Here is an 8,894-nt window from a genome sequence, read left to right on the forward strand (position 1 = left end):
CTCAGGTCGTGCCTCAGTTAAAATTTGCGAAAACGCCTAATTCCTTGCCCGACTTGTGCAAAGGCCTATGCTCAGAGGACAGGATAGGAGGCGTCATGGCCAAGCTGACAAACGCTGCAGATATGGCCGGGACCGTTGGTGTTGATCCGACGGCATTTCGGCAGGCATTGCGAAACGCGAAGTTCCCTTGGCACAAGCGCAATGCTGATTGGATTGTTGAGCTTGATAGCGCGGAGCACTCGTCAATGCGGACCGTGCTTGTAACTCTCCTGAAGCGAAAGAAGCCCGATGCCAATCGGACCTAAAGGCCAGAGGCGCCGGCCGACGTGATCGGCAATGCCGTCCGCGCCATGCGCATGTCGCGCAACGTTTATTCGATGGATATTCGACAAAAGGCGACAGGAAATACCTAAGCGATTGATTTGGCTGGTTCCCGCTCATGGGCTCGAACCACGATTCACGCCTTCAAAGGGCGCTGTCCTACCATTAGACGAAGCGGGATAATGCAACCTGCGCCGACACCCCTAGCCGGTTCGCGCGCCGGGATCAACGCGATCCTCCTGCGATCGGCAACTGGCGATCGGCAATTGGCGGTAAGCCGTCGCCGTCAGGGGATACGGCCAACCGGCTCGTCGCACTTGTAGACCGGGCAGCGGCCGTCACGGGTCGGGACATAGGCCGACATCGGCACGTCGGGCCAGTCGCATTCGTTGCCGAATTGCCTGACATAGCGGTCATAGGTGTTGGGGCCGGTGGTCAGCACCACGGCGCGGTGGCTCTGGATCAGTTGCTGGAGCTGCTGGCAGCTCATCGTGCGGGTGTCGGGCCGGGCCTCAGTGAGGCCGGTCGCGGCAAGCAGCATCGCTGCTGTCGTCAAAGCAGTTCGGTGGATGCGCATGGCGGTTACCTCAGCGTTTCAAGTACCAAGCAAACGTGTCACGCGAAACTCGCATCCCGGCCGGCGGTTCCGCAACGGCGCGATCCTCCCGCGTTCGGCAACTGGCGATCGCCAATTGGCGGCAAGCCGTCGCCGTCAACCCGGGAGATCGCCGATCGGCTGGTCGCAGCGGTAGACCGGGCAGTGGCCGTCACGGGTCGGAACATAGGCCGACATCGGCACCTCCGGCCAGTCGCATTCGTTGCCGAATTGCCTGACATAGCGGTCATAGGTGTTGGGGCCGGTGGTCAGCACCACGGCGCGGTGGCTCTGGATCAGCTGCCGAAGCTCCTGGCAACTCATCGTGCGGGTGTCTGGCCGGGCCTCTGTGAGGGTGGTCGCGGCAAGCAGGATCGCTGCTGTCGTCAAAGCAGTTCGGCGGATGGGCATGGCGGTTCCTCGGGCGTTTCACGTAGCAAGCAAGTGTGTCACGCGAAACTCGCATCCCGGCCAGCGGTTCCGCAACAGCCAGTTGGCGGTCTTCTTGCGGTGCAACCAAATGGCGCGTCACGCATTGCTGGGGATGGACGGCAGGAAGCCCTACGAGACACCGCAATGGCCACCCGGAGACGAGGATCGCGAAGCCATGTGCTGTTCCTTCTGCGGCGGCCGCGACCACCGCTACGAGGATTGTCCGCAACGAGATCCCGAGGCCGATCTTCCGCCTGACGCCCCGGACGACGTCACCCCCAAACAGACCTGATTGCGAAGCCGGGTCCGGGTTCTTCGGCGGTTTTCGCCGGCGGCCATGGATTGTCGTGCGCCGATTGCAACCAAACGCGCCACCACGCATTGCTGGGCAGGGGTGGAATTTGTCACGCGGGCCGTGAGGGCGACGTGCCGGGGAAGGTGGGGCAATGGTGGAATTGGCAAGCATCGATGGTCTGATCGACACAACCGCCGACGCACGACTGGCGGCGATCGTCGATTCATCCTTCGACGCCATCATCAGCAAGGATCTGAACAGCGTCATCACCAGTTGGAACGGAGGGGCGCAGCGCATGTTCGGCTACACTGCCGAGGAGGCTGTCGGCCAATCGGTGCTGATGCTCATTCCCGATCACCTGAAGGATGAAGAGGCCGACATCATCGGCCGGGTTCGCAATGGCGAACTCGTGGCCAGCTACGAGACGATCCGGCGACGCAAGGATGGCGGGATCATTACCGTATCGCTGACCGTCTCGCCGATCAGAAACGCAACGGGCGAGATCATCGGCGCTTCGAAGATCGCCCGCGATATCACCGCGACCAAGGAGAGCGAGCGCCGGATCAGGCTTTTGCTGCGGGAGGTGAACCATCGCGTCAAGAACCAGTTCGCGGTGATCCTCTCGATGGTCAGGGAGACAATCAAGCGCTCGACCGATCCCGGCGAATTCGAAGAGCTCATCCGCTCCCGCATCATGGCGCTGTCGCGGTCGCACGATCTGCTGGTGAACTCGGAATGGGCGGGCGCCAGCCTCTTCGACCTCATCCAGGAGCAGCTCAAGCCGTTCAGCCACGAGGAGCAGGTATCGCTCTCCGGACCGTTGCTGACCTTGCAGCCCAACGCCGTACAAAATCTCGGCATGGCATTTCATGAGCTCGGCACCAACTCTTCCAAATATGGCGCCCTGGCGAGCGATACCGGGCGGCTCGAGATCACCTGGCAGATCGCCACCGGTGTTTCGGGCAAGCGGGAGATCCATCTCGTCTGGGACGAGACGATGCCGGTGCATGAAGGCGACCGGCCAGGGGGACGGCAAGACGAAAGCACGCGCAAGGGTTTCGGCACCGTCGTCCTGCAGCGGGTCGCGCCACAATCGCTGAACGGCTCGGCCGTCCTGGAGCGCAGCCCGGGCCATGTCAGCTGGTCGCTGACGGCGCCGCTGGAATCGATCATCGTTCCGCAGCTCGGCGCAGAAATGCCTGCCGCGGAGTCGCCTTTCGGCCCCTGAGGGTCCGGCGCGGTCATTTCATCTACGGGCAAGAACCTTCGGGCGCTGCATCGGGCTTGAACCAGCCCGGCTTCGCTGGCGGAAGCGGCCAACCTTTTTCATCGACAGGCGTTGTCCCTGTGAAGGGAAAGGTCGCCGCAGGCGGCCGTGAAAGGAAAAGGAGGCCGAGATGAGAACCCTCGCCATCGTGCCATTCAGCCTGATGCTGGCGCTGGCAGCGCCGGCCGCGGCCCAGGATCAGCAGGACAACCAGGCGCCGCTGACCGACAAATGCCGGGTCCAGACGCAGCAAGGCGCTAAACAGCAGCCTGCCAGCGACAATCTGACGGACACGCTCAATGACTGCGGCGGCGTGCTGAAACCGCCCGCCATCGGCGATCAGGGGATGGCCACGCCGGCCCCGGATGAAGGCAAGACACCGATCATCAAGCCGGGCGAATTGCCGGCCCAGCCGCCGGCGCAGTAGAAGGCGCGGCAGCCGAAACGACTAGCGAACCAGCACGTCGACATGGTTGCACAGGGCGGCGAACGCTTCCTGTGCCTGGGCGGCACCTGCCTTGTTTTCGAGCGCGGCTTCGACTTGCTCGCGCGCGGTCTGATAGAACGGGCCGCGCTCGGCCTGCGGCCAGTCGATCAGGATTTCGCTGGCATCCTTCAGCGTGGTGATGTCGCGGATCGTGTCCGAGCCATGCGGCCTGATCCGCATCGGCGTCGACAGCATCAGCTCGGTCATCTCCTGTTTTCCCAATAGTGGAGGAGGTTTGCTTCGCGCGCGGCGTCGATCATCGCCCGCATTGCTTTTTCCGGCGGCGTCCAGCCATCCAGTGCATCGCGGCAGCTGCGCAACGCCGCCCGGTAGCATTGGCCCCGGCCCGCCGGCCAGTCGCCGAGACATTCCAGGCTCTCCCAGGCACTGCACACCACGCGCTCACGCCCGGGGGTAAATTTCAGTCTGATCGGATGGGGAAACATCTTGTCGTTCAACGGTCGTCTCCAAGGCTGTGAGGCGTTGGATAACGTCAGCAACAGGGCAGGGTTCCCCACCCTTGAGATCAAATTTCAGTCGCCTGCGACGACGTCCGACAACGGCCTCGGCGCCGGCAATTCGGCGGTGTTCGTCGTTGGCCGGTCATGCTCGAACTGCTCGGTGTCAGGCAAGGCATGCAGCCAGGTCTCGCGCCGGCTGATCCACAACTCATATTCGGGTACGAGATCATCGGTCGGCGCGACATCGAGGCTGCCGATCATCACCTCAACCTCGTCGTCGCCGACGAAAGCGACGCGGCCGCCGCAGGTCGGGCAAAAGCTGCGCGTGCCATAGGTGCTGACAATGCCTGTCGACTCGAAGGCCTCGCGCGGCCAGATGGCATAGGCCGAATAGACCGAGCCGCTGGCCTTGCGGCAGTCCTTGCAGTGGCAGAGCCCGATTCTGAGCGGCGCGCCGCTGACCGAGAACTGCACGCCGCCGCATAGGCAACTGCCGGTCCTGCGTATGGTGTCGGACATGATGCGACCCTCCATCTTGTCAGTCTGTGGCATGAACCTTTGGCATCAGCCTGGGCGCTGCGGGCTGGGCGGGACAGATGCTCGTCTGAGACAGAGCCGCATCGGCTCGTCCGGGAGCCCCATCCCGATCCCATCGAATGGACCTAGCCGCGGGCCGCCATATAGGCATCGAGCTTCTTGCGCGATGGTCCATAGCGCTTGATGATGGTCTGCGCTTCGCTTGGCGGAAGGCCGTATTTCCGGGCAAAGGCAGCGACCTCGTAAGGCTCCTCGCTCGAAACCAGCTTGCGGTCCTGCTTTGTTTTCGACTTGTCGTCAGCCATCTCAGGCCTCGCTTTCTGTTGCCGGGGAAACGCGCGGCGCCCGATTCCACGATCAACAGGACATAACACAGATCGGCGTCGCGGGTTCCATAGCCACGACAATAACGCCGTGCCCGGCCCGCGCCGGCGCATCATCGCGTTCGAAAATCGATGCCGATTTTCGGGGTCATGCGCGAGGTTCAAAGAGCTCGACCACATTGCCGGACGGGTCTTCGCAAAGAATCTGCCGCCCGCCCGGGCCATCTACGATCTCGTTGCGAAACGACACGCCGCCCTCGCGCATTGCTGCAGCCAGTGCCGGAAGATCCCTGACTTCCAGGACAATGCGGTTCCACCCGCCTGGCTCCGGGGTCCGGCCATCCGGCATTGGTCTCGCGGCAGAAGCCATTGGACCCGCCAGCCAAAGTGTGAGGTCGCCGCGCGTCAGGATTGCCATCGCCGGGCCGAATTGCTGCTGCAAGGCGAAGCCCAGATGCTTCGTATAAAACGCGATCGACAGATCGACATCGCTGACGAGATACCGGAATGACGCCATCCGCAGGCTCCTCACTATCCATCAAGCACCGCCGGCGAGAGAAATAGCCGCCGGGACAGGCCGCGGCAAGGTCCGGGCGCTGTCGTTCGGTTCACGAGGTGGCGACGACGTCGCGCTGCCGATGTTCGTCCAGCGGGACTTGACCAGCCATCCGGAGGCGTCTTTGGAAAACCGGCTCTTGCAGGGCTTGTCGCCATCCAGGCAAAAACTTTCGCGACCGATGTCGGACCTGGCGCCGGTCGCGCGTCCTTGGGTCGGAGCCCATTGCAATCCTGGAGAACAAGCATGTCGTCGCAAATCACTCAGTCGCAAATCACTCAATCGCCGTGGCAGACCGCGGCCCTTCTCATCGCCCGTCTGATCTTTGCCGCCGTGTTCCTGATGGCCGTGACCTTCAAGTTCATGGGCATGGGCGACACCGCCGGCTACATCGCCGCCGCCGGCTTTCCGTTTCCGCTGTTCCTGGCCTGGTGCGCGGCGCTGCTGGAAGCCGCCCTTGTGCTGTGTTTTCTGACCGGTGCGTTCTTCACGCCGGCAGCCCTGGTCGCCGCCGCCTACGTGCTGTTCCTCGGCTTCTCCTTCCACGGACCCAGCCACTGGGCCGGCAACCAGGCCGAGTTCGGCTTCTTCATCGACCATTTTTCGTTCATGGCCGGACTGCTGTTCGCGGCGGTGCATGGCCCGGGCAGGGTGCTTTCGCTGAACCTGGGATGGCCGGGCCGGGCGTAGCAGGGGCTGGCCTCACATCTGGTCGTTGTAGGGCTCCTTGATCTGGCCGACCATGCGGGCGAGTTTTGAAAAGGAGGGCATGTCCGCCTCCGGCTGGCACTGATTGGCGAGTTCCAGCAGCCGTATTGGAAAGCTGACGGCGTCACGGCTTGACGCGGACATGCCTTCGGATCGCTCCTGGCTGGTTTCGCCGGCTTCGACCTTGCGCAAGGCCAGGTCTATTTCCTCCGCCGTCAGCACCCCCTTTTGAACCAGGAGGTGGTTGATCGATGCGACGGCCATCAGCAGGCCTTCGAGTTGCAGGTTGGCGACATTCATGGCGATTGCTCCCGTGGCTATGATCGAAAACGCGCGAGCGGCGTTTCCGCTCCGGAGGGCGGGGCGGAACCGGTTTCGGCTGGTATGGCCGGACAGGGGACAAGATGGCCTATTCCTCGCTCCAGCGCTCGCCATATTCGCGCCACAGCGCCTTCACCTCCAGGCCGCCGAGGTGCGGGATCGAGGGATCGCCTGAGATGATGGCGACGGCGCTGATATCGTATTGGGGAAAAGCGTGGGCGACGAAGCGGATCGCTTCGCCCAGCGAGCGCACGCGGATGATCGGATCGGCCTGGCCCTGGCCGGTGCTGCGCACACCGGAAACCGAGGCTGGAGCATGCCGCATCCTGAACACCGATGCCATGGCTGGTCTGTCCATCGTCCTCTCCCACAAAGGCCGTGACGGGAATCATTCCATGAGCTTCAGCTAACGGTCTCACAGATGCCGGCTAATGGCCAGCCGGCACGAAAAGCCCGATCCTCGGCGCTCGACCCGCGTGCCGATCGGGTTGTCCGGTGAGGGCAATTGTGCTATTGATTTGGCCATGGTGCTGATTTGCGCCAATGACCTCCAGACCCGCCGTGCAGGCGGGTTTTTTTGTTTCCTGCAGTCCTTCGGCGAAGCAAAGGGAACTTGCGCGGTTCCATACTGGGAAAACCGAAATAGGAATTTTTTCTCAGAAAATCGTTGACTGGGTGAGGGCAGCTATGCTACATATTTGCCCATGGTGCTGATTTGCGCCAACGATCCGCCGCCGAGGCGGTTTTTTTGTTTCTGGCTCAATCAGACGTGTTGGCGGGACGGAACGCCATCTTTCGGCCCTGACGTCCCATCCGCAACCCGCGAGAAATCCCCATGGTCCGCTACGCCACCATCATCACCGACGATGACGGCCGCGAGGTCGTCAGCGCCATTGGCGAATTCGAGGGTGCCGCGCCGCAGCCGCGTCTGGGTCGTGTTGAGCAAGTTGCGCCCGGCGTGTTGATCGGCATGGTGCGCGGCGGTCCGGTTGACGCGGTCGACGGCTTCGGGTTCGCTCCGGGTTTCCAAGGCGTCGGCGACAAAGCCATCGGGACGGCACGGCTGATGACCCGGCTGCGCCTTGCCGGCCAATCTGGTGCGGCGGGTTCCGAAGCGGCGCGCTCCGAAGCGGCAAAACCGGCCGACGCGACAGATGCGAAGACCCCGGCAAAACCGACGCGGGCGGTCCAGCAAGCCGCGCAAGCGCGCCGCCCAATTGAAATCCAAGGCGGCGAAATCCAGGGCGGCGAAATCCGCTCACTCCAAATCCAGGACGCCGAAATCCGCCGCCATACCAGCGGAGGCCGGGCATGGCTGACAAGCCGCCGGCCAGGCCGGCTCGCCGGGCGCCGAAGAGCCGAACCAAGACGCCGCCCGCCGCCAAGCGCCAGCCAAAGCGCGCGAGAAAGACACTGGGCGATGATTTCCTGGCTGCCGTGCGTGCCGATTTCCGTACCCATGGCGCCGGCGTCATCGCCGAGGTGCGTGCCGACAAGCCCGACCAGTATCTGAAGATCGTGCTTTCGGTGCTGCCCAAGGATTTGCATGTTTCGATCAACCAACTGGACGGGCTGAGCGATGACGAGATCCGCAGCCGCATCCGCAGCCTCGAAGCCGTCCTCAAGCCGTTCCTTGAAGACCTCGGCAGCGAAGACGGAATATCTGGCGCTGCTGGCGGAACTGGACCGCAGGCGCCGCACTAACCAGCTCGCCGCCTACCAGCCCTATACCAGGCAAGCGGAATTCCATGCCGCGGGCGCGCAAAACCGCGAACGGCTGTTCATGGCCGGCAACCAGCTCGGCAAGACGAGGGCCGGCGGTGCGGAATGGGCGATGCACCTGACCGGCCGCTATCCCTCGTGGTGGCAAGGCAAGGTCTTTGACAGCGCGGTTCGGCTGTGGGCGGCGGGCGTTACCGGCGAAGGCACGCGCGACAACCCGCAGCGCGTGCTGGTCGGCCCGCCGCAGCAGCAGGCGGCCTGGGGCACCGGCATGATCCCGGCCGACGCAATTTTGCAGACCACCATGGGGCGCGGCGCACCGGGTGCGCTCGACAGCGTCGTGGTGCGCTGGGGCGGTGGCGGCGATGTGCAGGCCGATGAATCGGTGCTGTCGTTCAAGAGTTTCGAGAAGGGCCGCGAGAAATGGCAGGGCGAGACGCTGCACGGCGTCTGGTTCGACGAGGAACCGCCGCTCGACATCTATTCCGAAGGCCTGACCCGGACCAATGCGACAGGCGGCATCACCATCGTCACCTTCACGCCGCTGCTCGGCATGTCGGATGTGGTGCTGTTGTTCTTGTCGGCGGAAGAGGTGGAGGGAGTTAGAAGCGGTCCGCTTTAGCGGACGAAAAGCCAATTGCTTGGCTTTTCGAGCTTCGAACGCCCTGAGCCTGCGAAGGGCCGGGGAGGGTCGCCTCAGGGCTTGGGTTCCTCGCCCCGTGAAGCGGGGGAGAGGTGGCCGCGCAGCGGCCGGAGCGGGGGCTTCGTAGGGTGCCGGCTTAACAAAATGGGGTTCGCTTCTTCTTGCACCGTCTGCGCCATTCCCCCTCTCCGTCGCGGCTTCGCCGCGCCACCTCTCCCCCACTTTC

The 8,894-nt window shown here is 63.5% G+C and carries 16 protein-coding genes, 1 tRNA gene and 1 pseudogene; 7 read left to right on the top strand and 11 right to left on the bottom strand.

The window, feature by feature from the left end; translation table 11 throughout:
- The first annotated feature begins 95 nt into the window (after positions 1-95).
- Positions 96-305 (top strand): hypothetical protein, encoded by a 210-nt coding sequence (locus ACFFNA_RS16430; protein ID WP_378919835.1) that lies wholly within the window; start codon positions 96-98, stop codon positions 303-305.
- A 122-nt stretch (positions 306-427) separates the two neighbouring features.
- On the opposite strand, the gene ACFFNA_RS16435 is transcribed toward ACFFNA_RS16430, so the two are convergent.
- The 3 genes from ACFFNA_RS16435 to ACFFNA_RS16445 all read right to left on the bottom strand — a co-directional run bounded on the left by ACFFNA_RS16435 (position 428) and on the right by ACFFNA_RS16445 (position 1,327).
- Positions 428-501: transfer RNA gene (locus tag ACFFNA_RS16435), tRNA-Gln, on the bottom strand.
- 106 nt (positions 502-607) lie between these two features.
- The gene (locus ACFFNA_RS16440; RefSeq protein ID WP_378919837.1) at positions 608-898 is read right to left on the bottom strand and encodes a hypothetical protein; all 291 of its coding nucleotides are present in this window, start codon (positions 896-898) and stop codon (positions 608-610) included.
- A 135-nt stretch (positions 899-1,033) separates the two neighbouring features.
- Positions 1,034-1,327, bottom strand: a complete 294-nt coding sequence (locus ACFFNA_RS16445) for a hypothetical protein (RefSeq protein ID WP_111543498.1) — start codon at positions 1,325-1,327, stop codon at positions 1,034-1,036.
- 109 nt (positions 1,328-1,436) lie between these two features.
- Between ACFFNA_RS16445 and ACFFNA_RS16450 the strand changes: the two genes are divergently transcribed.
- From ACFFNA_RS16450 to ACFFNA_RS16460, 3 genes are all read left to right on the top strand, one after another.
- Positions 1,437-1,640 (top strand): hypothetical protein, encoded by a 204-nt coding sequence (locus ACFFNA_RS16450; RefSeq protein WP_378919839.1) that lies wholly within the window; start codon positions 1,437-1,439, stop codon positions 1,638-1,640.
- Positions 1,641-1,794: 154 nt separating this feature from the next.
- A complete protein-coding gene (locus ACFFNA_RS16455; protein WP_378919841.1) occupies positions 1,795-2,871 on the top strand; it encodes a sensor histidine kinase in 1,077 nt (358 codons plus the stop codon).
- Between the two features lie 169 nt (positions 2,872-3,040).
- On the top strand, positions 3,041-3,337 hold the full coding sequence (locus tag ACFFNA_RS16460; RefSeq protein ID WP_378919843.1) for a hypothetical protein: 297 nt from the start codon (positions 3,041-3,043) through the stop codon (positions 3,335-3,337).
- 21 nt (positions 3,338-3,358) lie between these two features.
- On the opposite strand, the gene ACFFNA_RS16465 is transcribed toward ACFFNA_RS16460, so the two are convergent.
- The 5 genes from ACFFNA_RS16465 to ACFFNA_RS16485 all read right to left on the bottom strand — a co-directional run bounded on the left by ACFFNA_RS16465 (position 3,359) and on the right by ACFFNA_RS16485 (position 5,235).
- Positions 3,359-3,604, bottom strand: coding sequence for a DUF982 domain-containing protein (locus ACFFNA_RS16465; RefSeq protein ID WP_378919845.1), 246 nt, complete (start codon positions 3,602-3,604; stop codon positions 3,359-3,361).
- Entirely contained in the window at positions 3,601-3,855 is a 255-nt protein-coding gene (locus tag ACFFNA_RS16470) for a DUF982 domain-containing protein (protein WP_378919847.1), read from the bottom strand. The genes ACFFNA_RS16465 and ACFFNA_RS16470 overlap by 4 nt, the downstream gene beginning before the upstream one ends.
- Positions 3,856-3,930: 75 nt before the next feature.
- Positions 3,931-4,377, bottom strand: coding sequence for a GFA family protein (locus tag ACFFNA_RS16475; RefSeq protein WP_378919849.1), 447 nt, complete (start codon positions 4,375-4,377; stop codon positions 3,931-3,933).
- 143 nt (positions 4,378-4,520) lie between these two features.
- Positions 4,521-4,700 (bottom strand): DUF3606 domain-containing protein, encoded by a 180-nt coding sequence (locus ACFFNA_RS16480; protein ID WP_111543502.1) that lies wholly within the window; start codon positions 4,698-4,700, stop codon positions 4,521-4,523.
- 166 nt (positions 4,701-4,866) lie between these two features.
- On the bottom strand, positions 4,867-5,235 hold the full coding sequence (locus tag ACFFNA_RS16485) for a VOC family protein (protein WP_378919851.1): 369 nt from the start codon (positions 5,233-5,235) through the stop codon (positions 4,867-4,869).
- Between the two features lie 285 nt (positions 5,236-5,520).
- On the opposite strand from ACFFNA_RS16485, the gene ACFFNA_RS16490 reads away from it, so the two are divergent.
- Complete coding sequence (locus tag ACFFNA_RS16490; protein ID WP_378919853.1) at positions 5,521-5,964, top strand: DoxX family protein; 444 nt, start codon at positions 5,521-5,523, stop codon at positions 5,962-5,964.
- 12 nt (positions 5,965-5,976) lie between these two features.
- On the opposite strand, the gene ACFFNA_RS16495 is transcribed toward ACFFNA_RS16490, so the two are convergent.
- The 3 genes from ACFFNA_RS16495 to ACFFNA_RS16505 form a co-directional block, all read right to left on the bottom strand.
- Positions 5,977-6,282: a hypothetical protein gene (locus tag ACFFNA_RS16495; protein WP_378919855.1), complete on the bottom strand. Its 306-nt coding sequence runs from the start codon at positions 6,280-6,282 to the stop codon at positions 5,977-5,979.
- Between the two features lie 109 nt (positions 6,283-6,391).
- Positions 6,392-6,661, bottom strand: coding sequence for a hypothetical protein (locus ACFFNA_RS16500; protein WP_378919857.1), 270 nt, complete (start codon positions 6,659-6,661; stop codon positions 6,392-6,394).
- Positions 6,662-7,066: 405 nt separating this feature from the next.
- Complete coding sequence (locus ACFFNA_RS16505) at positions 7,067-7,396, bottom strand: hypothetical protein (RefSeq protein WP_378919859.1); 330 nt, start codon at positions 7,394-7,396, stop codon at positions 7,067-7,069.
- A 218-nt stretch (positions 7,397-7,614) separates the two neighbouring features.
- On the opposite strand from ACFFNA_RS16505, the gene ACFFNA_RS16510 reads away from it, so the two are divergent.
- Positions 7,615-8,007 (top strand): hypothetical protein, encoded by a 393-nt coding sequence (locus ACFFNA_RS16510; RefSeq protein ID WP_378919861.1) that lies wholly within the window; start codon positions 7,615-7,617, stop codon positions 8,005-8,007.
- Positions 7,937-8,608: pseudogene (locus ACFFNA_RS16515) on the top strand (terminase large subunit domain-containing protein); the annotation flags it as partial. The gene ACFFNA_RS16510 and the pseudogene ACFFNA_RS16515, both read left to right, overlap by 71 nt.
- Positions 8,609-8,894: the final 286 nt, after the last annotated feature.

The sequence above is a fragment of the Mesorhizobium kowhaii genome, assembly GCF_042431665.1.
GTDB lineage: Bacteria > Pseudomonadota > Alphaproteobacteria > Rhizobiales > Rhizobiaceae > Mesorhizobium > Mesorhizobium kowhaii.